Source organism: Rhizobium mulingense, from assembly GCF_029194105.1.
Taxonomy (GTDB): Bacteria; Pseudomonadota; Alphaproteobacteria; order Rhizobiales; family Rhizobiaceae; genus Rhizobium; species Rhizobium mulingense.
Window position 1 is genome coordinate 240178 of record NZ_JARFVE010000007.1, and the last position, 21759, is coordinate 261936.

18 protein-coding genes, 1 other RNA gene and 1 pseudogene are annotated in these 21759 nt (G+C 61.6%); 8 read left to right on the forward strand and 12 right to left on the reverse strand.

Annotated elements, in window-relative coordinates:
- Nucleotides 1–326: 326 nt before the first annotated feature.
- The 7 genes from PYR71_RS18400 to tkt form a co-directional block, all read right to left on the reverse strand.
- On the reverse strand, nt 327–1352 hold the full coding sequence (locus PYR71_RS18400) for a class I fructose-bisphosphate aldolase (protein WP_275620352.1): 1026 nt from the start codon (nt 1350–1352) through the stop codon (nt 327–329).
- Between the two features lie 286 nt (nt 1353–1638).
- Entirely contained in the window at nt 1639–2841 is a 1203-nt protein-coding gene (locus PYR71_RS18405) for a phosphoglycerate kinase (protein ID WP_275620353.1), read from the reverse strand.
- 70 nt (nt 2842–2911) lie between these two features.
- Complete coding sequence (locus PYR71_RS18410; protein ID WP_275620354.1) at nt 2912–4786, reverse strand: potassium/proton antiporter; 1875 nt, start codon at nt 4784–4786, stop codon at nt 2912–2914.
- 387 nt (nt 4787–5173) lie between these two features.
- Nucleotides 5174–5350 (reverse strand): hypothetical protein, encoded by a 177-nt coding sequence (locus tag PYR71_RS18415; protein ID WP_183918063.1) that lies wholly within the window; start codon nt 5348–5350, stop codon nt 5174–5176.
- 162 nt (nt 5351–5512) lie between these two features.
- Nucleotides 5513–5827: a hypothetical protein gene (locus PYR71_RS18420; protein WP_183918065.1), complete on the reverse strand. Its 315-nt coding sequence runs from the start codon at nt 5825–5827 to the stop codon at nt 5513–5515.
- A 146-nt stretch (nt 5828–5973) separates the two neighbouring features.
- Entirely contained in the window at nt 5974–6984 is a 1011-nt protein-coding gene (gap, locus tag PYR71_RS18425; protein ID WP_183918067.1) for a type I glyceraldehyde-3-phosphate dehydrogenase, read from the reverse strand.
- 81 nt (nt 6985–7065) lie between these two features.
- Complete coding sequence (gene tkt, locus PYR71_RS18430) at nt 7066–9039, reverse strand: transketolase (RefSeq protein WP_275620355.1); 1974 nt, start codon at nt 9037–9039, stop codon at nt 7066–7068.
- Between the two features lie 334 nt (nt 9040–9373).
- Between tkt and PYR71_RS18435 the strand changes: the two genes are divergently transcribed.
- From PYR71_RS18435 to ssrS, 3 genes are all read left to right on the forward strand, one after another.
- The gene (locus tag PYR71_RS18435; RefSeq protein WP_009994078.1) at nt 9374–9649 is read left to right on the forward strand and encodes a DUF4164 domain-containing protein; all 276 of its coding nucleotides are present in this window, start codon (nt 9374–9376) and stop codon (nt 9647–9649) included.
- A gap of 16 nt (nt 9650–9665) precedes the next feature.
- Entirely contained in the window at nt 9666–10043 is a 378-nt protein-coding gene (locus PYR71_RS18440) for a cell division protein ZapA (RefSeq protein WP_275620356.1), read from the forward strand.
- A 69-nt stretch (nt 10044–10112) separates the two neighbouring features.
- A non-coding RNA gene (ssrS, locus tag PYR71_RS18445) (6S RNA) lies at nt 10113–10271 on the forward strand.
- A gap of 240 nt (nt 10272–10511) precedes the next feature.
- On the opposite strand, the pseudogene PYR71_RS18450 reads toward ssrS, so the two are convergent.
- From PYR71_RS18450 to PYR71_RS18460, 3 genes and pseudogenes are all read right to left on the reverse strand, one after another.
- A pseudogene (locus tag PYR71_RS18450) lies at nt 10512–11494 on the reverse strand (NAD-dependent epimerase/dehydratase family protein).
- Between the two features lie 67 nt (nt 11495–11561).
- The gene (locus tag PYR71_RS18455) at nt 11562–12128 is read right to left on the reverse strand and encodes a helix-turn-helix transcriptional regulator (protein ID WP_275620357.1); all 567 of its coding nucleotides are present in this window, start codon (nt 12126–12128) and stop codon (nt 11562–11564) included.
- A 70-nt stretch (nt 12129–12198) separates the two neighbouring features.
- On the reverse strand, nt 12199–12534 hold the full coding sequence (locus tag PYR71_RS18460; protein WP_275620358.1) for an ArsR/SmtB family transcription factor: 336 nt from the start codon (nt 12532–12534) through the stop codon (nt 12199–12201).
- A gap of 55 nt (nt 12535–12589) precedes the next feature.
- On the opposite strand from PYR71_RS18460, the gene PYR71_RS18465 reads away from it, so the two are divergent.
- The 3 genes from PYR71_RS18465 to PYR71_RS18475 all read left to right on the forward strand — a co-directional run bounded on the left by PYR71_RS18465 (nt 12590) and on the right by PYR71_RS18475 (nt 16575).
- Nucleotides 12590–13072: an SRPBCC domain-containing protein gene (locus PYR71_RS18465; RefSeq protein ID WP_275620359.1), complete on the forward strand. Its 483-nt coding sequence runs from the start codon at nt 12590–12592 to the stop codon at nt 13070–13072.
- 153 nt (nt 13073–13225) lie between these two features.
- Entirely contained in the window at nt 13226–14257 is a 1032-nt protein-coding gene (gene gnd, locus PYR71_RS18470) for a phosphogluconate dehydrogenase (NAD(+)-dependent, decarboxylating) (RefSeq protein WP_183918082.1), read from the forward strand.
- Nucleotides 14258–14463: 206 nt separating this feature from the next.
- Nucleotides 14464–16575 carry a mechanosensitive ion channel family protein gene (locus PYR71_RS18475; protein ID WP_275620360.1) on the forward strand — a complete coding sequence of 704 codons (2112 nt, stop codon included), beginning with the start codon at nt 14464–14466 and terminating at the stop codon, nt 16573–16575.
- 4 nt (nt 16576–16579) lie between these two features.
- On the opposite strand, the gene PYR71_RS18480 is transcribed toward PYR71_RS18475, so the two are convergent.
- Entirely contained in the window at nt 16580–16957 is a 378-nt protein-coding gene (locus tag PYR71_RS18480) for a DoxX family protein (RefSeq protein WP_275620361.1), read from the reverse strand.
- Nucleotides 16958–17195: 238 nt separating this feature from the next.
- On the opposite strand from PYR71_RS18480, the gene mprF reads away from it, so the two are divergent.
- On the forward strand, nt 17196–19799 hold the full coding sequence (mprF, locus tag PYR71_RS18485; RefSeq protein WP_275620425.1) for a bifunctional lysylphosphatidylglycerol flippase/synthetase MprF: 2604 nt from the start codon (nt 17196–17198) through the stop codon (nt 19797–19799).
- On the forward strand, nt 19796–21178 hold the full coding sequence (locus tag PYR71_RS18490; protein WP_275620362.1) for a virulence factor family protein: 1383 nt from the start codon (nt 19796–19798) through the stop codon (nt 21176–21178). The genes mprF and PYR71_RS18490 overlap by 4 nt, the downstream gene beginning before the upstream one ends.
- On the opposite strand, the gene PYR71_RS18495 is transcribed toward PYR71_RS18490, so the two are convergent.
- Complete coding sequence (locus PYR71_RS18495; protein WP_275620363.1) at nt 21175–21738, reverse strand: DinB family protein; 564 nt, start codon at nt 21736–21738, stop codon at nt 21175–21177. The genes PYR71_RS18490 and PYR71_RS18495 overlap by 4 nt on opposite strands.
- Nucleotides 21739–21759: the final 21 nt, after the last annotated feature.

The following is a 21759-nucleotide window of genomic DNA, read 5'->3' on the forward strand; positions in this document are numbered from 1 at the left end:
TTGTCGCCGTGACAATGAGAGCGGAGCGTCTTACGCGCCGAACTTATTGTCCACGCAACTTCGCCGGTGGCAATGGGGAGGACGGCGTCTCTCCAGCCCCTCATTCCTGTGTTCCTCAGGGCTTCGCCCAAGGGATGTCACAGGAATCCAGCTACGGCGCGTCCGCGCCGTGAGTGAATCAATATTTCAGGGAAAAGAGTCTTTCGCGCCCAAGGACCTGGGCGCACTGGATTCCTGTGACGAGCACGGGAATGAGGGAGGCCGAGGGGATTAGCGGGAGCGGCAACGTTGTGATTGCCGCCCCCACCCAATCCCAAGTCCAAAAATCAGGCGGCCTTTTCCAAATCCTTCTTCCAGCTGCCCTTGGCGGCGAGGCTGTTCATCTCGGCGCGGTGGGTGAATTCGCGCTGGCCGGCGGCGACGTTTTCCGGCTTGCCGTTCCAGGCCTTGAGGGCGCTGTCCTGCAGGGCGCGGCCGTAGGAGAAGGTGACAAGCCAGGGCAGGTCGCCGGTGGCATTGATGGCGGAAAGATGGGCGGTCGCCTCTTCGGTCGTCTGGCCGCCGGAGAGGAAGGCGATGCCGGGAACGGCAGAGGGAACGGTCGCCTTCAGAACCTTGACGGTGCGTTCGGCAACTTCTTCGACAGATGCCTTGCGGGCGTTCTTGCCGTCGATCACCATGTTCGGCTTCAGGATCATGCCTTCGAGGCTGACGCGGGCTTCGGCCAATTCCTCGAAGACGATGCGCAGCGTGGATTCGGTGACTTCGGCGCAACGGTCGATGTTATGGTCGCCCGGCTTGCCGTCCATCAGGCATTCCGGCTCGACGATCGGCACGATCTTGGCTTCCTGGCAGAGAGCCGCATAGCGGGCGAGCGCCTGAGCGTTGGCACGGACCGAGCCGCGGGTCGGCAGCGAGGACGAGATGGCGATGACGCCGCGCCACTTGGCGAAACGGGCGCCGGCTTCATAATAGCGGGCAAGGCGCTCGCCGAGGCCATCGAGGCCCTCGGTGATGGTTTCGCCGGGAAATTTGGCCATCGGCTTGGCGCCGGTATCGACCTTGATGCCGGGAATCGAACCGGCAGCGCGGATGATGTCGACGAAAGGCGTGCCGTCGGCGGCCTTCTGGTAGAGCGTCTCTTCGAAAAGAATGACGCCGGAGATACATTTCTTCATCGCCTCGTCGGAGCGGAAGAGCATCTCGCGGTAGTCGCGACGGCTAGTTTCGGTCGATTCGAGGTTGATCGTGTCAAAACGCTTCTTGATGGTGGAGGTCGATTCGTCAGCCGCAAGCAGTCCCCGGCCACCTGCAACCATCTGCACTGCAATGTCTTCCAGTCGTTCGCTCATTCGATCTCTCCACAGCGTTAACATCGGCGGTTTAAGAATATAGGACGGCGATAACAGAAGTTTATAGTGAGGAAAATGGAAGGCTAAGTCACTGAAACGATTGAAATCAGTTCAATCGTTTGAAAAAATGAGATTTTTTTCGCCCCTTGAGCAAAAGACCGCGGAAGGGGTCTCTCCACTGCGGTCTATCCACATGTAAAACCTGCAAAATTGCGTTTTGCGGCGCCGTACCGACTATTGCAAGATGCGACGCCGAATGCGTTTTTTCGCGCCTAGGCGCTCCTTCTTATCTGGCAGCGTTAAGGACGGCGACGCCGGGAAGTTCCTTGCCTTCCATCCATTCGAGGAAGGCGCCGCCGGCGGTCGAGACATAGGTGAAATCGTCGGCAACGCCCGCATGGTTGAGCGCCGAGACGGTGTCGCCGCCGCCGGCAACCGAGGTGAGCTTGCCGGCTGCCGTGCGATCGGCGGCGTATTTCGCGGCAGCGACCGTTGCGGTATCGAAGGGCTCGATTTCGAAGGCGCCGAGCGGACCGTTCCAGACGAGCGTTGCGGCGCGCTCGATCCAGGCGTTGATGGCCTCGACCGATCTCGGGCCGACGTCGAGCACCATGGCATCGGCGGGAATGGCGTTGATGTCGACCGTCTCGTTTTCCGCACCCGCCTTGAATTCGCGGGCAATGACGCCGTCTTCCGGCAGGATGATGGCGCAGCCTGATGTCGCGGCCTCGATCATGATCTGCTTGGCGGTATCGGCGAGGTCATGCTCGCAGAGCGACTTGCCGACATTCGTGCCGCGCGCGGCGATGAAGGTGTTGGCCATGCCGCCGCCGATGACGAGGGCATCGACCTTCTTCACGAGATTCATCAGGAGGTCGATCTTGGTCGAAACCTTGGCGCCGCCGACAATTGCGACCACCGGGCGGGCAGGGGCGCCGAGGCCCTTTTCCAACGCTTCCAGCTCGGCCTGCATGGTGCGGCCGGCATAGGCCGGCAGGTGATGGGCAAGGCCCTCGGTCGAGGCATGGGCGCGGTGGGCGGCGGAGAAGGCGTCGTTGACATAAATATCGCCGTTGGCGGCAAGCGCCTTGGTAAAGTCGGGGTCGTTCTTTTCCTCGCCCTTGTGAAAGCGGGTGTTTTCCAGAAGCAGGATATCACCGTCGTTCATCGCGGCGACGGCGGAAGCGGCAGTCTCTCCAATGCAGTCGGAAGCCGTCGCCACGGCGTGATCGAGCACTTCCTCGACGGAAGGGGCGATCAGCGACAGCGACAGATCCGGCGAAGGACCGTCCTTCGGCCGGCCGAAATGGGCAAGCAGGATCACCTTGGCGCCCTTGTCGGACAATTCGAGGATCGTCGGCGCCACACGCTCGATGCGCGTCGTATCGGTGACCTTGCCATCCTTGACCGGAACGTTGAGGTCGACGCGGACGAGAACGCGCTTGCCGCTGATGTCGGTGAGATCGTCGAGGGTCTTGAAAGCAGGCATGGGGAGGTTCCAGTCTTGGTTGGCGGAAGTTGCGCCGACCATAGCAAGGATCATTCGAGACGCAAGGCGTTCAACGGCCGTTTTCGCGTCTGGCTTCGTCGCCTCCTGCCGATGCTTTCGGCGAGCCTTCGGAGGCCGCCGCTTCGCGATTCCGGCGTCCCTTCAGTCGCTCGCGGATGCGCTGGATGATGTCCTTGAGATTGATGAAGATCGGCAGGGTGATTGCTGGTTCGACCGCTTCGAGCGACATGCCGACGGAGGTGACGTGGTCGTGTTCGTCGAGATCGCGGACGATGAGAATGATCGAGCCGAGGCGGACGCGGTCGGCATAATCGGCCTTGCCGCCGAGGCGCTGCCGCATCAATTCGGCGATCGTGAGGCCTTTTTCGGACTCGTTGAGCAGGCCGGGACCGTAAGCGGCGTCAAGATCGGCGGCGGGGCGGGCAGGCGAGAGCGCGAAGGCGCCGAAGAATTCTGCATCGTCTTCGTCCACGGGCGCACGGCTGGCGAAGAGCCGGTCGAGCAGGCGGGAGTAGCTTGGCACGATGAAGAGGTAGACGAGATCGTTTTCGCGCAGGCGCCCGGCATATTGATAACGCATCGACTTGCCGTCGCGGATGACGAGCGAGGGCGTCGCCCAACGCGGGATGCGCTCGCCGCGCAGCACCGGACTATCCTTGATGACGCGATAGGAGAGCAGTTCGTGGTTGGCGGCGCCCGGCAGGTCGACCTCGACCTTGTCGACGGCGCCGATGCGCGGCGGAATGATGAGGCCGAGCTTCTTGGCGACGGGCTTGATCGTCCAGCCCTGGACGAGCAGGGAGACTAGCACGATGATGAAGGCGGTATTGAAATAGAGCTGGCCGTTCTCCAGCCCGCCGAGGATCGGCATGATGGCAAGCAGGATGGAGACGGCGCCGCGCAGGCCGACCCAGGCGACGAAGCCGATTTCCTGCTGCGTGTAATCGAAGGGAAGCAGCGACAGCCAGATCGCCAGCGGCCGGGCGACAAAGATCAGGAAGAAGGCGAGCAGGATGGCGGGCACGATGATGACGGGGAATTGCGACGGGGTGGCGAGCAGGCCGAGCACCAGGAACATGATGATCTGCGCCAGCCACGTCATGCCGTCCTGGAAGCGCTTGATGGTGCCGATCGCCTGCATCTTGCGGTTTCCGGCATAGATACCGGCAACATAGACCGCGAGGAAGCCGCTGCCGCCGACCGCGCCGGCGAAGGAGAAGACGAGCAGGGCGAGAGCCAGCACGAAGATCGGGGTCAGGCCGCGGTCGGTGTCGAGTTTGCTGACAATCAGCACGATCATCATGCCGCCGAGCAGGCCGAGGATGACCCCGAGGCCCATCTGCTGCACAAACATGGCGAGCATGCCGATGTTGATGCCGGCGTAACGCTCGCCACTCGCCAGGACTTCGACGAGAGCAATGGTGAGGAAGATCGCCATCGGGTCGTTGGTGCCGGATTCGACTTCGAGCGTCGAGCGCACCTTGTCGCGAATATTGATGCCGCCGATGCGCAAGAGGAAGAAGACGGCGGCGGCATCCGTCGACGCCACGATCGAGCCGAGCAGCAGACCTTCGAGCCAAGTGAAGTTCAAAAGCCACATGGCGGCGAAGGCAAAGAGCGAGGCGGTGATCAGCACGCCCACGGAGGCGAGCGTGAGAGAGGGCACGGCTGCCAGCCGGAAGGCCTGCATCGGCGTGCCGAAGCCGGAATCGAACAGGATGACGGCCAGCGCGATGGAGCCGAGAATATAGGCCAGATAGTTGTTGCTGAATTCGATGCCGAGGCCGTCGACGCCGGCGGCAAGGCCGATCATCAGAAACAGCAGCAGCAACGGGGCGCCGAAGCGGAAGGCGATCAGGCTCGAAAAAGCGGCAAGAAGCACGAGCGCCGTCGCGACCAGCACTACGATATAGAACGCTTCCATGCCCACCCCTTTCCATCGAATGCTTGCAGATGCGGCCACCCCCGGCCGATCTGCCTTGTCTCAACCCCTCCACTACGCGCGTCGATGCATCAGTAAACGGCAAAACGGCAGAGAAAGGTAGGCCTTGCGGCTTAACCTCGTCTCGTGCTGCATCATGCTGCTGAACGGCTGCCGGACGGCCACCGACACGGAAATGCTACGGGAGAAACTCTCTACAAGGAATGTATAATCAAATCAGGCAAGAGCAGGGCAAAAGGCACGGAGATCAATTTTTCCTGCCGATACCAGCGAACGGCGGCAGGATAAGGCCCGCTCCTGCGTCCAACGCGGCCCGTTTAGCTTGGTAACGGGAAGAAGGGATCGCAGCCGCGGATCGGGCGAGTGCTCTCACAACACTGCCTGAAGTATGATCACGGCGAGAAACGAAACACCGATGACCGCGGCAACCCGGATGACCAGACGATCAGCCTTTGCCAGCACGGCAGGTCTGACGTCCCGCTTCGGGTGAAACCGCTGCCGCCGCTTGAGGGTGGTGTGGGACAAGCGTTTGTGCGCCTCTGCCATTTATCGCCTCCGCTGGATCATTTCAGCCGTTGTGCAGCGTTATGCATTTCCCAATCTATCACGCTTGGCCAGCGGATTGCCAATCGTGATTCCATTCGTTGCGGCATACGGAATCCATCGCTCGGAGGCACTTCCAAAAAGGAAGATGATGCAGATGGACTGTCAGTCTTGGGGGTCCTCGCCGTCGTCGGTCAGATCCTCGACCGGAACCAGGAAAACGACGAATTCGTCGTCGATGGTTCTTTGCGGATCGTCGTCGAATTCATAGGCGTGCTCGACTTCGCTGGCTTCCTCGGCGGTCGCCTTGCGCAGGCTGAGCGTCGCCTTGCGGTCCCACAGGGGCTTGCCTTCGGATTTCAGGACGGTCAGGTCGTCGCGAAAATCTTCCGCCTCGAAGAAATGCGTGGCTTCTTCATGGTTTTTCGAACGAAAGCTGGCAACGGCACGGCCGGCGATTTCAACGGTAAAGTAATCCATCCATCTCTCTTTATCTGCCCAGGGACGCGATGCGGCTGCAGCGCTATCAACGGCGCCGTGCCCGGTTTCGAACCGATCTGGCGTGAGGCCTATAACAAAACGGCCCGGTTTCCCGGGCCGCTTTCGAAGATTCAATCGTCAGGCTCTCAGATGAGCTTGGCGAAGGCGACGGCCGTGTCGGACATGCGGCTGGAGAAGCCCCATTCGTTGTCATACCAGGACAGGACGCGCACAAAGTTGCCTTCCATGACCTTCGTCTGATCGGTCGCGAAGATCGAGGAGTGGCTGTCGTGGTTGAAGTCGCGGGAGACCAGCGGCTCGTCGGTGTAGCCGAGGATGCCCTTCAGCGCGCCATTGGAGGCGGCCTTGATGGCTTCGTTGATTTCGCCGACCGTGGTCGCCTTCTTGGAGACGAACTTGAAGTCGACGACCGAAACGTTCGGGGTGGGAACGCGGATCGAGGTGCCGTCGAGCTTGCCCTTGAGGTGCGGCAGCACGAGGCCGACGGCCTTGGCTGCGCCGGTCGAGGTCGGGATCATTGAAAGGGCGGCCGCGCGGGCGCGATACAGGTCCTTGTGCATCGTGTCGAGCGTCGGCTGGTCGCCGGTGTAGGAGTGGATGGTCGTCATGAAGCCGTGGTCGATGCCGACGGCGTCGTCGAGAACCTTGACGACCGGCACCAGGCAGTTGGTGGTGCAGGAGGCGTTGGAGATGACCATGTGCTCCTTGGTGAGCTGGTCATGGTTGACGCCGTAGACGACGGTGAGGTCGGCGCCGTCGGCAGGGGCCGAGACGATGACGCGCTTGGCGCCGGCCGTCAGATGGGCAGCGGCCTTGTCGCGGGCGGTGAAGATGCCCGTGCATTCCATGGCAATGTCGACGCCGAGTTCGCGGTGCGGAAGCGTTGCCGGATCCTTGATCGCCGTAACCTTGATCGGCTTGCCGTTGCCGACGGTGATCGTGTCACCTTCGACCTTCACGTTTGCCGGGAACTTGCCGTGGATCGAGTCGTAGCGCAGCAGATGGGCGTTGGTCTCGACCGGGCCGAGGTCGTTGATGGCGACGACTTCGATGTCGGTGCGACCGGATTCGACGATAGCGCGAAGGACGTTACGGCCGATGCGGCCGAAACCATTGATGGCAACCTTGACTGTCATGTTCATTCACTCCCGATAGAATAGGGCCCCATGGAGAGGGCCTGGAATTGAGGAGATGGAGAGCGCCTCAAGGCGCCCTCTTTAAAGCTTTGCTTCGGCAGCCGCAACGACGGCGTCGGCGGTGATGCCGAAATGCTTGTAAACGTCCTTGACCGGGCCGGACGCGCCAAAGCCCTTCATGCCGATGAAAGTGCCTTCCGGTCCGATGAAGGCGTCCCAGCCCTCGCGGACGGCTGCTTCGACGGCGATCTTGACCGGCGAGTTGCCGAGAACATCCTTCCGGTAGGCGTCCGGCTGCTCGAAGAACAGTTCCGTGCAGGGCACCGAGACTACGCGCACCGAAACACCCTTGGCTTCGAGAATGGCGCGAGCGGCGACGGCGATTTCGACTTCCGAGCCGGAGGCGAAGATCGTCACCTTGGCGTCGGCATTGCCGGCGAGCGTATAAGCGCCCTGTTCGCAAAGGTTCTTTTCGCTGTATTCGGTGCGGGCCGGGCTGAGGTTCTGCCGCGTCAGGGCAAGACCCGACGGACGGTTGTGCGTCTTGATGGCGATCTGCCAGCATTCCGCCGTTTCCGTGGCGTCGGCCGGCCGGAAGACCAGCAGGTTCGGGATGGCGCGCAGGCCGGCGAGCTGTTCGACCGGCTGGTGCGTCGGGCCGTCTTCGCCGACGCCGATCGAGTCGTGCGTCAGGACGTGGATGACGCGGATGCCCATCAGTGCTGCGAGGCGGATCGGCGGGCGGCAATAATCCGAGAAGATCAGGAAGCCGCCGCTATAGGGAATGAGGCCGCCATGCAGCGCGATGCCGTTCATGGCGGACGCCATGCCGTGCTCGCGGATGCCCCAATGCACGTAACGGCCGGCGAAATCCGTCGGCGTGATCGAGTGCATCTGGCTGGTCTTGGTGTTGTTCGACGGCGTCAGGTCGGCGGAGCCGCCGAGGGTTTCCGGCACGAAGCCGTTGATGATTTCGAGTGCATCCTCGGATGCCTTGCGGGTTGCAACCGTCGGCCTGGTCTCGGCGAGCTTCTTCTTGTACGCGCTGATCGCAGCATCGAAACCTTCCGGCAGGTCGCCTGCCATACGGCGGGAGAATTCCGCTCTGGCCGGCGATCTGGATAGAGTTTCTTCCCATGCCTTGACGATATTGTCGCAGCGGGTGCCGGCCGAACGCCATGCCTCGAGAATGTCGGAAGGGACGACGAAGGGCTCGTAATCCCAGTTCAGAGCCTTGCGGGTGGCGGCGATTTCATCGGCGCCGAGCGGACTGCCGTGAACCTTGTGGCTGCCGGCCTTGTTCGGAGCACCAAAGCCGATGACCGTCTTGCAGGCGATGAAGGTCGGGCGATCGGACTTGTGGGCGGCCTCGATCGCATCGGCGATGGCGGCCTGATCGTGACCGTCGATCTCGATGGTGTTCCAGTGGACGGCCTTGAAGCGGGCGATCTGATCGGTCGAATCCGACAGCGAGACGGCGCCGTCAATGGTGATCGAGTTATTGTCCCAGAAGAGGATCAACTTGTTCAGCTTCAGATGACCGGCAAGCGCGATCGCCTCATGGCTGATGCCTTCCATCAGGCAGCCGTCGCCATTGATGACGTAGGTATAGTGATCCTGCAAGTCCGCACCGAATTCCTCGCGCAGCTTGCGCTCGGCGATCGCCATGCCGACGGCGTTGGCGATGCCCTGGCCGAGCGGGCCGGTCGTGGTTTCGATTCCGGTCGCATGGCCGTATTCCGGGTGGCCGGCGGTCTTGGAGCCGACCTGGCGGAACTGCTTCAGATCCTCGACCGTCATGTCGGGATAGCCGGTCAAATAGAGCAGCGAGTAGAGGAGCATCGAGCCGTGGCCGGCAGAGAGCACGAAGCGGTCACGGTTCGGCCAGTGTGGCTTCTTCGGATCAAAGCGCAGATATTTGGTGAACAGGACCGTTGCCACGTCAGCCATGCCCATCGGCATGCCCGGGTGGCCGGAATTCGCCTTTTCAACGGCGTCCATGGCGAGGAAACGGATCGCATTCGCCATCCGGTCGTTTTGTTCGGGAGAGGTCATGGCTTTTCCGCAAGCTCCGAGTGTCGGGGGATGGCCTCGAGCCTCCAAGACCATCGAATGAAAGCGGCAGAGACATAGCAGTTGGAACGGGCAAGTCAATAAATGGCGGGCCGAATCCGGCGGGGCTGCGGCGATTTTTGACATTTGCTCGTGCGATTATACAAATGACAAATTTTATGCTGCAGGCACCGATAAAACGCTCATCCACAAGATAGGTCGGCGGACAGGTAGGGGGATTTATTGACGGGCCGTTGGCGAGCTGCATATCCTTTTTGAAATCACAGGATCGGTGCAGAATGCCGATTCGCGGATCCTGCGCGGGAATCGGAAAGGCATGATGCCCACAGGCAAAACCATGGAAGCAGCGCTGAACGAGCTGAGACAGGCGATTTCGAGCCTCGAAAACGCCGTCGACATGCGCATCGAGCGGCAGCGCGAGCAAGGGGAGATCGAGGGCGAGGTGCGGCGCGTGCATGCTGACCGCTCCCGGCTGGCGCAGGAGCTCGACCAGGCCGAATTCCGCGCCAATCGGCTGGAAGAGGTCAATCGCGAAGTATCGCGGCGGCTGGTGACGGCCATGGAAACGATCCGCGCGGTTCTGGATCGCTGATAAGAAAGAACATGACATGGCGCAGGTGACGGTAACGATCGACGGCAAGGCCTATCGCATGGCATGCGAGGAAGGGCAGGAAGATCATCTGACTGATCTTGCCACGCGTTTCGATCGCTATGTCGGCCATCTCAAGGGTCAGTTCGGTGAGATCGGCGATCTCAGGATCACCGTCATGGCCGGCATCATGATCATGGACGAAATTGCCGAACTGACGCGCCGCGTTGCCGGCCTGGAATCCGAGCTCGAGTCGCTGCACGGCAACCGCGACACGGTGCTTGCCGCGACCGCCCGCACCGAGGAAACGCTGGCGGCAGCGCTCAGCGAGGTGTCGAGCCGCATCCGCGGCATCACCGACAAGCTAAACGGCCGCTCCGCCCCCGAGCTCAATTGACTTCAATTAAATCGGTCCGGCCTGCCGTCGCCACTGGCGCGTCGATGCAAACGCCCTTATATATCGCGATGCGGTCTGCGCCTCTCGACAGGAACCACAATCCCTGGGGCCATACTCGATCCAAAGGGAGCTGTCCCTGGCCAGGCCCGTGGGCCTGGACACACGGTGCCCACCTACGTTTGTAGGCGCCCAGGATCGTAAACATCCATCGGTCGTCGTGGATCGCACTTCTCTCCATCGCCGGCAAAGGCGGCGATCGATAGGCGAACGCGGCTCGTGCGTCGGCCTTTTTTGCGCAGGTGCGACTACCTCCTTTATGACGGTATCGTGATATCTGGATGACGCATTCTCGCTTCTGCGATTCAGCACCCTAAAACGCGTCGCATCAAAATTTGATTCATGCGCTTTAGCCCTTTGTTTTATGCATGTCATTGTCCGGAACAGCTGCACACGTCCGGGCGACATGCATTAATCGACCGGATAGGGCCCTTCGGCGAAATTTTCGTCGTGATAGCCTTTGGAGCCGACCTCGAGTGACAATGGGCTGCGCCATTCGCGTTTCTGCCGCAGGCAATCGAGCACGAAGCGGAAATCATAGCGCGGCTGCCAGCCGAGTTCGCGCCGTGCGCGCTCGTTCGCGTAGACGCGGTCCAGCGCCGGGAACATCTTCCAGCCATGTTCGGCATAGAGGCCGCGGGCTCCTGGAAAGAGCCGCTCGACGGCCGCAGGCGCGTCGCGCCTGATCTCGGCGAGATCGTCTGGTGAGAACGGCGTGGTGGCCGAGATGATGTAGCGACTGGAGCCGATCGGACGCGCCTTTTCGAGGGCGAGGAGATGGGCGCCGACCACATCGGCGATATCGACGCGGCGATGGAGCAACTCGTTGGCCTGGGCATTTGCCGGCGAATAGGCGTTGCGAATGTCAGATCGTTGTCGCTCTCGGGAAAGAAACGCGACGTCCTCAGAATAGCGACCGGCAATGCGAATTTGCGAGCGAAGAGTTCGCACATACTGTCGGCAGCGAGTTTGGTCACGCCGTAAATGTTCCTCGCGACCGGAAGCACGTCCTCGGTAATCCATGCGGCCGGTTGGCCGGCGGCCGGCGTCAATGCCGCGCCGAAGGTGCTGGTGGTGCTGGTGAAGACGAAACTCGCAACGCGTGCGGCGGCCGCCTCTTCAAGCAGGTTGAGCGTGCCGCCGATATTGGTGTCGACGAAATCCTGGTTGCCGTGAGTGGCCACATGCGGCTTGTGCAGCGTGGCGGCATGGATGACGCGGCTGATTCCCGACATCGCCTGCCGGACGAAGCCGCGGTCGCCGATGGAGCCGACTGCGTCGGTGAAATCCGAAGGCTTGATGTCGATGCCGCGCGCCGATCGGCTTTGCGCCTTCAGGACGCGCATCAGCGCCTCGCCGAGATGGCCGGCGCTTTCCGTCACCAGTATCGTCATCCCATTTTCTCCAGACCGTTTCCGCGGCGAAGGCTATTGAGACCGGCATTTTCGGACAACGCATAAATTATGCATGGGGATGCAGGAAAGCTGCAGGCTCGGCGACGGTGGTGACGAGGCGCCCGGCGCCGCCGTCGGAAAGCATGATCCGTTCCCAGGTGACGCGGCCGGCGACAATCGGCAGGCGCGCATTGCCGTTGGCGCCGGTATCGAATGTCAACGACATGAGCCTGCCCTCATGCCAGCCGCAGGCCTCCAGCGATTGTTCGGCGGCGGCGATCTCGGCGGAAGCGTAGGGGAAAAGAGAGCGGCCGAGAAAAGCGTCGATCGGTGCACGCCATTCCGACTGCCGTGGACGGGAGGCGGACAGCAACCGGAGGGTACTGTCGCAGATCAGATGCAAAGGCCGGAGGCAATCCTCGACCAGCCGTTTCAAAGCGGCATCGGCTGCGGCATGGTGCGGCGAGGCGAAAATTCGTTCCAGCTTGACGGCCTGCTCCGGCGAGAGGGCAAGTTGATCTCGCTCCCAGCGCGAGACGGTCGCCTGATTGACGCCGAGGAGTTCGGCGAGGTGTTGCTGCTTCATGCTGCGCAGCAGCCGCATGCGGCGTATGCCGGCCCCCGATATCGTCATTTGTCCCGCCTCTTGTCTTTTGGCCAGCATAGGATTGCGGCCGGCCGGGAGGCAAGGTGGGGTGCCCCGGTCATTGTTGCGGCGGGCCTTCGAGATCGCTTCTCAGCCGATCGAGGATCGACAGTGCATGACCGGCATAGGCGCTGATCCAGCGATCGTAGATCTGCTTGATCGGCAGGCTGTTCAGGTGGTTCCAGCGTTCGCGCCCCTCCTTCCTGGCGATGACCAGATCGGCTTCCTCCAGCACTTTCAGATGCTGCATCACCGTGCAGCGGTCCATGTCATGAAACATCTCGCAAAGGGTCCCTGTGGTGCGGGGGCCATCCTTGAGCAGATCGAGAATCTCGCGGCGGCGATGATGCGCCAGTGCCTTGAAAACAGGATCGTCGGTTGATTCGCTTGACATGTTATATTTTTATAACATAATGAGCGCAGACACAATGGAGAAGAGGAGCAATGCTATGTCACTCGGAATCCGCATTTCCGGCCGCATCGGCCGTCCCGTCGCAGAGGTGTTCGACGCCGTCGTCAATCCGAAGAAGCTCAGCAGCTATTTCACCACAATCGGTGGGGCGAGCGCCCCGCTCGTCCAAGGCACGACCGTAACCTGGTGGAAGGAAGCGCCGGTCGAGGTCGTCGAACTCGTGCCGGAAAGTCGCATCGTGCTCCGGTGGGATGGCGGCACCGGCGAGGACAAGACGAGGTACAAGACGCTGGTGGAGATGAATTTCAAACCGCTGGAGGATGGCGGTACGCTGGTGACGATTGCCGAGAACGGCTGGCGCGAGGACGAAGCCGGCCGGCGCGGCACCTATCTCAATTGCGAAGGCTGGACGCAGATGCTTTGCTGCATGAAGGCCTTCGTCGAGTACGGTATCAACCTGCGCGAAGGCATGTTCCTCAGTGAGATGAAGGGTGAACCGGCCAGCGCGCCCGATGAGTGATGAATGAGCCGGCGTCGGGTTCTTCGGTCCGACGCCATCTCGCCGGGGCGCGATCGTCGCAGGCGCGGATACGGCCGAGACTTCGCTTGCCTGTCACACTGCGGGTGCTAGTTTCCGGAGTCGATACTTCATTTTGGTTTCCAGGAGATTCATATGCAGCTTGGCATGATTGGTTTGGGCCGCATGGGCAACTACATGGTCCAGCGCCTGATGCGGGGCGGTCACGAATGCGTCGTCTATGACGCAAGACCCGAAAGCGTTGCCGAGCTCGCGGGCCTCGGCGCGATCGGAAGCGCGTCGCTCGAGGAATTCGTCTCGAAGCTGCAGCATCCCAGGGCGATCTGGCTGATGCTGCCGGCGGCGATCGTCGATAAGGTGCTTTCGAGCCTGGTGCCGCTGCTTCAGAACGGCGATATCGTCATCGATGGCGGCAATTCCTATTATCACGACGATATCCGCCGCGGCGCCGAACTGATCACCAAAGGCATTCATTATGTCGATGTCGGCACCAGCGGCGGCGTCTTCGGCCTGGAACGCGGCTATTGCCTGATGATCGGCGGCGAAAAGAGCGCCGTCGCGCATCTTTCGCCAATCTTCGCAACACTCGCCCCCGGCGTCGGCAAGACGGAAGCATCGCCCAATCGCACCGCCGAAGCGGCTGCGGCCAGCACCGCGGAACAGGGCTACCTGCATTGCGGCCCGCATGGCGCCGGCCATTTCGTCAAGATGGTCCATAACGGCATCGAATACGGCCTGATGGCCGCCTATGCCGAGGGCATCAACATCCTGAAACACGCCAATATCGGCGCCGCCTCGCATGAGGCCGATGCGGAGACCGCGCCGCTCGCCCATCCCGAACATTTCCAATACGATTTCAATCTGCAGGATGTCGCCGAAGTCTGGCGCCGCGGCAGCGTCATCACCTCGTGGCTGCTCGATCTCACCGCCGATGCGCTGCATGCCGATCCGGCACTTTCGAAGTTTGCCGGCCGCGTCTCAGATAGCGGCGAGGGCCGCTGGACGATCATGGCGGCAATCGATGAAAGCGTGCCGACGCCGGTGCTGAGTGCGGCTCTCTACGGCCGCTTCGCCTCGCGCGACAATGACGAGTTCGCCAACAAGATTCTGTCGGCGATGCGCGCTGGCTTCGGCGGCCATGTGGAAAAGGCGGCGCCGAAATCTTAAGGGGCCGCAGCTGAATCCTGTTTTAAATTAACTGTTAGAGCACGATGTCCTTCGAAAATTGCTGACATTTTTCGGCATCATGACTAGCCATTGGTATGGTTTTCCTGCCGCCTTGCTGGCGGCTGCGGTCACGAGTATCCATTGCGGAAAGGGAGATGTCGGGGCTGCTTCAATCCACGCGGCCGACACTCCATTGGAGGGCGGTCATGGGACGCGGCACGGCGGCGGGCTTAAAAGCCGCCATATTCGGCATCTTGGCATTCGTTGCGCTTTTCTCGGCGGCTTCGCCTGGTTTTTCCCAAACGCCTGTGCAGGCGCCGGCTTCAAATACCCCGCCGGCTCAGGTGCGTGAGATGATGCAGCTCATGCAGGCACCGGAGGTCAAGCAGTGGATGGCGACGCAGATGGCGGCACCCTCTGCGGCCGAATTGGCGACCCAGAACCAGATGTCGGTTCTCTCGGGCCTGCTGCAGCATGCCCGCCGGCATGTCTCGATGGTGTCCGACGCGGCAATGATCTTGCCCTCGCAGATCGGCAATGCGTCCTCGCTGTTCGTCGGTGAGCTCGCCGCCACCGGCTGGAGTCGAATGATCGCGCAATTCCTGGCGATCTTCCTGCTCGGAGCCATCGTCGAAAGCATGGCCCGCTATGCCTTCCGCCGTCGTCGGCGGCGCCTGGCTCAAATGGCGGGCATGCATCTGACGCCGCGCGTCGTGCCGGCTCTCATTTTCGCCGCGGCAACCATGCTCGCGCTTTTCAGTCTCAGCTGGCCGCCGCTCAGCCAGAGCGTCGCAATCCTCTGCGCCATCGCGCTCATCGTCCAGCGTTTCACGATTTGCCTGGGCGGCGTCTTGGTCGATCTCATCGGGCTGGCGCGGGCCGAGGAAGAGCGGCAAGGCGTGAACGTGCCGACCATGCCGTCACGCGCCGTCGCGCACTTCTGGTATCGCCGCTCTGCGATCTTCGTGATTTATTTTATGCTTGGCTGGGCGGCTATCCAGTCGATGGAGCCGCTCGGCTTTTCCCCGAGCGCCCGGCTCTTCGTCGGCTACATCCTCGGCATCGGGCTGCTGCTGATCGCGATCGAAGCTGTCTGGTCGCGGCCTCAGAAGGACGAGAAGCGCGGTCATGGGATTTCCTGGGCGCTCACCATTTATTTCCTATTGCTCTGGGGGCTGTGGGTCACGGGGTTCAACTGGCTGCTCTGGCTCGGCATCTATGTGCTGATGCTGCCGCGGGTGCTCGCCGTCTCGACGATTGCGGTGAAATCGTTGCAGCAGACCGAGGCAAGCTTCCTTGCCACGCGCCGCATTGCGGCCGTATTGCTAGACCGCGGCGTGCGGGCGCTGATTATCGGATTCGCGGCCATCTGGCTCGGCCATCTGCTCGGCGTCGGCGCCGACACAATGGCGGCCGGCGACAAAATGGTCGATAAGATCGCCCGCGGCGTCATCGGCGGAATCATCATCCTGCTTGCTGCCGATCTGCTCTGGCACGTCGTTAAAGCCTATATCGACGGCAAGCTGCTCGGCTCGCCCTTGGACGGCGGCGCGACGGACGAGGAGAAGGCCAAACATGCACGGTTTCAGACGCTGCTGCCGATCTTCCGCAATATCCTTGCCGTGGTCATCGCCGTCATTGCGGTTCTCATGGTGCTCTCGGGCCTCGGCATCGAGATCGGGCCATTGATTGCCGGCGCCGGCGTCGTCGGCGTTGCGGTGGGTTTCGGCGCCCAGACGATCGTCAAGGACGTCATCAGCGGCATGTTCTATCTCTGGGACGATGCCTTCCGCGTCGGGGAATATATCGAAAGCGGCAGTCACAAAGGCGTGGTCGAGGCCTTCAGCCTGCGCTCGGTGAAGCTCCGGCATCATCGCGGTCCGCTGACGACGGTTCCGTTTGGCGAACTTGGCGCGGTAAAGAACCTGAACCGCGATTGGACGATCGACAAGATCAGCCTCAACGTCACATACGACACCGATCTCGTCAAAGCGAAGAAGGTGATCAAGCAGATCGGCCAGACGTTGCTCGAAAACCCGGAATTCGGCCCGCATATCATCGAAACGCTGAAGATGAAAGGCGTCGAGCAGTTCGGTGAATTCGCGATCGAGATCCGCCTGTCGATGATGACGAAGCCTGGCGAACAGTTCGTTATCCGCCGCAATGCACTGGCGATGATCCGCAATGCCTTCAAGGAAAACGGCATCGAATTCGCCGTGCCGACGGTGCAGGTGGCCGGCGATCGCGCAGTGGACGTGGATGCCGCCGCGGCGCGCTATGCTGCGCATGCGCGGGCCGGCGGTGAGCCGGCCACCTGACGTCTCACATCGCCGCAGCGGCTGCGGTGAGCAGACCGCCGATAATGGCCATGTTGCTTTTCCAGCTGTTGATGGCGCTGTCGCGGGCTGTGCCTTCCATGTCCCAGAAATTCAGCAGCATCACCGAGGCGGCAAGCGTGAAGATGATGAGGCCGAACGCTGCCGCGACGACGAAGAAACCCAGCGTCAGCAGGAGGCCGGCAGCAATTTGAAAGGCGCTGCCGGAAAGCAGCACCCATTTCGCAAAAGGTATGCCGCGGGCTTCGATGGCGTCGGTAATCGGCACGACGACGAAAAAATGATGGATGCCGCCGGCAACGAAAAGACCGCCGAGCAGCAATCTGCCGATGATGAGGATCAGGAAGGCCAAGTCATCCTGCATGTCCAGTCCTTCGCTCGCGTCTCAAATCTTCGTCATGACGGCAAACTCTTCGCAAGCTTACGAAAATGCAATGTACCAATACAGTTTGCCTGCGCAAATTCGCCCCAATTGAGGATAATTGAGGCGCAGGCGGCGCGGCTGGGGTAGCGGCGGCATGGCTTCATAGAGCTTATATGCCCGTCATGTTACGTCTTCGAAAAATGATTCCCGCCGAGTTTGGAAATTGCGCAGGTACGAGATGTCGGGTCACGGCAATTTGGAAGAGATGGAAGCGACGGACGGGTTTTCTTTTCGCGCGCTTTTCAGGCGGTACAGGACGCCACTGACGGCAGCCGCGACACTCGTCGTCTTCTGTCTCGTCGGCTATGCGATCATGCAGCTCACCAACGAGGTTCGGTATGATGATGTCGTCGGTGCGCTGGCGGCGACCAGGCCGAGCGCGATCCTGCTTGCGCTGTTCTTCACCGCGCTCAGCTTCCTATCCCTGGTCTTTTATGATCTCAACGCCATCGAGTATATCGGCAAGAAGTTGCCGTTTCCGCATGTGGCGCTGACGGCCTTCAGTGCGTACGCCGTCGGCAATACCGCCGGTTTCGGCGCCCTTTCGGGCGGCGCGATCCGTTACCGCGCCTATACACGCCTCGGTCTCTCGCCGGAAGATATCGGCCGGATCATCGCCTTCGTCACCCTGTCCTTCGGTCTTGGGCTTGCAGGGGTCGCGGCGATCGCCCTCATTATCATCGCCAGCGAGATCGGGCCGCTGATCGGTGTCAGCGCGTTCCTTCTTCGGCTGATTGCCGGCACGATCATCGCCATTCTCGGGGCTGTCATGATCATCGGCCGCGAAGGCCGCGTGCTCGACCTCGGTGCGGTGGCGATCCGATTGCCGGATTCGCGCACCTGGTCGCGTCAATTCCTAGTCACGGCCTTCGATATCGCCGCCTCGGCCTCGGTGCTCTATGTGCTCTTGCCGCAGACAGCGATCGGCTGGCCGGCCTTCCTGGCCGTCTATGCGATCGCCGTCGGTCTCGGCGTGCTCAGCCACGTTCCAGCCGGGCTCGGCGTGTTCGAGACCGTGATTATCGCCTCGCTCGGCAGCGCGGTGAATATCGATGCGGTGCTCGGATCGCTGGTGCTCTACCGGCTGATCTATCATGTGTTGCCGCTGTTGATCGCCGTGCTCGCGGTCTCCGCGACGGAGCTGCGTCGTTTTGTCGATCACCCGGCCGCCTCCAGCGTCCGGCGCATCGGCGGACGGCTGATGCCGCAGCTGCTGTCGACCTTAGCGCTGCTGCTCGGTGTCATGCTGGTGTTTTCGAGCGTCACACCGACGCCGGATCAGAATCTGGAATTTCTGTCCAACTATCTGCCGCTGCCAATGGTCGAAGGCGCGCACTTCCTCTCCAGCCTGCTCGGATTGGCGCTGGTGGTCGCCGCGCGCGGCCTTGGTCAGAGGCTAGACGGCGCTTGGTGGGTGGCGGTGTTCTCAGCCGTTGCGGCATTGACCTTGTCGCTGTTGAAGGCGATTGCGCTGGTCGAAGCTGCTTTTCTCGCCTTCCTCATCTTCGGGCTCTTCGTCAGCCGCCGGCTCTTTACCCGCCATGCGTCGCTGCTCAACCAGGCAATGACGGCATCCTGGTTAACGGCGATCGCCGTCATCGTCGTTGGCGCCGTCGTCATCCTGCTCTTCGTCTATCGCGATGTAGAATACAGCAACCAGCTCTGGTGGCAGTTCGAATTCACCGCCGAAGCGCCGCGCGGCTTACGCGCGGTGCTCGGTATCACCATCATCTCCTCGGCGATTGCCATTTTCAGCCTGCTCCGGCCGGCGGCCTTCCGGCCGGAGCCGGCGACGGAGGAGGCGCTGGCGCGCGCCGTCGACATCGTCAGAAAGCAGGGCAATGCCGACGCCAATCTGGTGCGGATGGGCGACAAGAGCATCATGTTTTCAGAGAAAAGCGATGCCTTCATCATGTACGGCCGGCAGGGCCGCTCGTGGATCGCGCTCTTCGATCCGGTTGGCGATCATCGCGCCGTGCAGGAACTCGTCTGGCGCTTCGTCGAGGCGGCGCGGGCGGCGGGCTGCCGCGCCGTTTTTTACCAGATCTCGCCGGCCTTGCTTTCCCATTGCGCCGATGCCGGCCTGCGCGCCTTCAAGCTCGGCGAACTGGCGGTGGCCGATCTCAGGACCTTCGAGATGAAGGGCGGCAAATGGGCGAATCTCCGGCAGACGGCAAGCCGGGCGCAGCGCGACGGGTTGGAATTCGCCGTTATCGAACCGCAGGATGTGCCCGTGGTCATCGATGATCTCGCCGCGGTTTCCTCGGCCTGGCTCGAGCACCACAACGCCAAGGAAAAGGGTTTCTCGCTCGGCGCCTTCGATCCCGATTATGTCTCCTCTCAACCGGTCGGTATTCTGAAGAAGGACGGCAAGATCGTTGCCTTTGCCAATATCCTCGTCACCGAATCCCGGGAGGAGGGCACGATCGATCTCATGCGCTTCTCGCCGGATGCGCCGAAGGGCTCGATGGACTTTCTGTTCGTGCAGATCATGGAATATCTGCGAGGTCAGGGTTTCACCCACTTCAATCTCGGCATGGCGCCTCTTTCCGGCATGTCGAAACGCGAGGCGGCACCGGTCTGGGACCGCATCGGCAGCACCGTCTTTGAGCACGGCGAGCGCTTCTATAACTTCAAAGGCCTTCGGGCATTCAAATCCAAGTTTCATCCGCACTGGCAACCGCGCTATCTTGCGGTCTCCGGAGGGGGCAATCCGATGATCGCGTTGATGGACGCGACGTTGCTGATTGGGGGCGGGTTGAAAGGGGTAGTGAGAAAATGATCAGGACAATCCTTCTTGCCACGGCATGCGCCTGCATGCTCGCGGCCGCACCGGCTCATGCTGCCGAGGAAACCACGCAGAGCTTCGAAAGCGGGCTCATTCCGTCGCCGCACATCTTCTTGCCGGAAGGCGAGGTGAAGGGCACGGTGATGCTGATCTCGGATGCCGCCGGCTGGGGCGATTACGAGAAGGCCGAGGCCGACAGGCTGGTTTCTGAAGGCGCCGTCGTGATCGGTGTCGACTTTCCTTCCTATATCCAGGCGCTTGACCGCTACGATGTCAGCCTCAATGACGGCTGCCTCTACACGGTCTCGGATATCGAATCGCTGAGCCAGCAGGTGCAGCGTGCGACCGGCAACAACGCCTATCATCTGCCGATTGTCGCCGGCATCGGCGAGGGCGGGGCCTTGGCGCTGGCAATTGCAGCGCAGACACCGGATGCGACGATCGGTCAGACGCTTGCCGTCGATCCGAAGGCCGGCATCCCGCTGACCAAGGAACTTTGCACGCCGGCTTCGAAGAAGGCGGTTGGCGGCCGCATGGTCTACGGGCTGAGTGACGGCGCGCTGCCGGACCCCGTTATATCGGTCTTCACGCCCAACGCTGACAAGGATGGCAGGGCGCATGCCGAAGCGCTGAAGAAAGTCCATTCCGCGATCGAGATCCGCGATTCCACCGACGACGCGCAGACGGTCTTTGCCGATACGCTCGATGACCTCGTCACCGCCTCGGGCGCCTTCGGCAATCCGCTCGGCTTGCCGCTGGCGATCCTCGAGGCCACCCCCACCCTCGATACGATGGCGGTGATCTATTCCGGCGACGGAGGCTGGCGAGACATCGACAAGGAAGTCGGCGGCACCCTGCAGAAGGAAGGTATTCCCGTCGTCGGTGTCGATTCGCTTCATTATTTCTGGTCGGAGCGCAAGCCGGAGGAGACCGCCGGCGATCTTTCGAAGATCATCGATTTCTACCGCAAACAGTGGAAGGTGAAGCATGTGCTGCTCGTCGGTTATTCCTTCGGCGCCGATGTCGTGCCCGCGACCTATCAGCTGCTGAAACCGGCCGAGAAGTCCGCGGTGGCGCAATTGTCGCTGCTGTCGCTCTCCCACCAAGTCGACTACGTCATCTCCGTTCTCGGTTGGCTCGGCCAGAAGACGGAAGGGGCGGGAGGCGATCCGGTCGCCGATCTGAAGAACGTCGATCCCAAACTCGTGCAATGCGTCTACGGCAAGGACGATGACGACGACGTCGCCTGTCCGGCGCTGAAGGACAGCGGCGCCGAGGTCATCGAGCTGCCCGGCGATCATCACTTCGATGAGAATTACGACCTTCTCACCAAGACGATCATCGACGGGCTGAAGAGGCGGCTGCAGGATTAACGTATCAGTTTTTCCTCGCTCCAGCCGAGTTCGCCGAGTTCCTTGCCGCGAAGCCGTGCATCATCGGCGACGATGAATTCGTCGAGCTGCGGCGGGGCGACGCTGGTGCCGGCAAGCATGGCATGCACCTGGCCGCGATGGTGGGTCTGGTGCTGGAAGAGGTGAGCAAGCACGTCCTCCATGCGCTCCTCCTGGATGCGGTCGCCGCGATGGAGTTTGACGATGGAGACGAGTTTTTCCGGGGTCAAAGCCTCGCAGAGCGCCGTCAGGCGCTGATCGACCTCCGCCTGCCCAGCGCCGAGCGCCGCTATGTCGTCGAAGGGCTCTTCGACCTCGAAGGCCTGGTAGCCAAGCGTGCCACCTTCCAAGCCATCGACATAAAACCAGTCGACGGTGATGATGTGGTTCAAGGTTTCCTTGATCGACGGGAAGAAGCTCGTGCGCGGCGCTTCGAACTCGCCGGGCTTCAAGGCGGCGCAGGCGTGAAGCAGGCGGCGGTTGGCAAGAGCGTTGTTATAGGCAAGTTTGCGAAACGCCCGAACGGGATCGAAGGTCGGCATCGAGACATCTCCTCTTCTGCG

Bases quoted from the DNA above. Each gene is read 5' to 3' on its own strand.
- PYR71_RS18400 (WP_275620352.1), bottom strand. From the start codon at position 1,352: ATGAGCGAACGACTGGAAGACATTGCAGTGCAGATGGTTGCAGGTGGC.
- PYR71_RS18405 (WP_275620353.1), bottom strand. From the start codon at position 2,841: ATGCCTGCTTTCAAGACCCTCGACGATCTCACCGACATCAGCGGCAAG.
- PYR71_RS18410 (WP_275620354.1), bottom strand. From the start codon at position 4,786: ATGGAAGCGTTCTATATCGTAGTGCTGGTCGCGACGGCGCTCGTGCTT.
- PYR71_RS18415 (WP_183918063.1), bottom strand. From the start codon at position 5,350: ATGGCAGAGGCGCACAAACGCTTGTCCCACACCACCCTCAAGCGGCGG.
- PYR71_RS18420 (WP_183918065.1), bottom strand. From the start codon at position 5,827: ATGGATTACTTTACCGTTGAAATCGCCGGCCGTGCCGTTGCCAGCTTT.
- gap (WP_183918067.1), bottom strand. From the start codon at position 6,984: ATGACAGTCAAGGTTGCCATCAATGGTTTCGGCCGCATCGGCCGTAAC.
- tkt (WP_275620355.1), bottom strand. From the start codon at position 9,039: ATGACCTCTCCCGAACAAAACGACCGGATGGCGAATGCGATCCGTTTC.
- PYR71_RS18435 (WP_009994078.1), top strand. From the start codon at position 9,374: ATGATGCCCACAGGCAAAACCATGGAAGCAGCGCTGAACGAGCTGAGA.
- PYR71_RS18440 (WP_275620356.1), top strand. From the start codon at position 9,666: ATGGCGCAGGTGACGGTAACGATCGACGGCAAGGCCTATCGCATGGCA.
- PYR71_RS18455 (WP_275620357.1), bottom strand. From the start codon at position 12,128: ATGACGATATCGGGGGCCGGCATACGCCGCATGCGGCTGCTGCGCAGC.
- PYR71_RS18460 (WP_275620358.1), bottom strand. From the start codon at position 12,534: ATGTCAAGCGAATCAACCGACGATCCTGTTTTCAAGGCACTGGCGCAT.
- PYR71_RS18465 (WP_275620359.1), top strand. From the start codon at position 12,590: ATGTCACTCGGAATCCGCATTTCCGGCCGCATCGGCCGTCCCGTCGCA.
- gnd (WP_183918082.1), top strand. From the start codon at position 13,226: ATGCAGCTTGGCATGATTGGTTTGGGCCGCATGGGCAACTACATGGTC.
- PYR71_RS18475 (WP_275620360.1), top strand. From the start codon at position 14,464: ATGGGACGCGGCACGGCGGCGGGCTTAAAAGCCGCCATATTCGGCATC.
- PYR71_RS18480 (WP_275620361.1), bottom strand. From the start codon at position 16,957: ATGCAGGATGACTTGGCCTTCCTGATCCTCATCATCGGCAGATTGCTG.
- mprF (WP_275620425.1), top strand. From the start codon at position 17,196: ATGTCGGGTCACGGCAATTTGGAAGAGATGGAAGCGACGGACGGGTTT.
- PYR71_RS18490 (WP_275620362.1), top strand. From the start codon at position 19,796: ATGATCAGGACAATCCTTCTTGCCACGGCATGCGCCTGCATGCTCGCG.
- PYR71_RS18495 (WP_275620363.1), bottom strand. From the start codon at position 21,738: ATGCCGACCTTCGATCCCGTTCGGGCGTTTCGCAAACTTGCCTATAAC.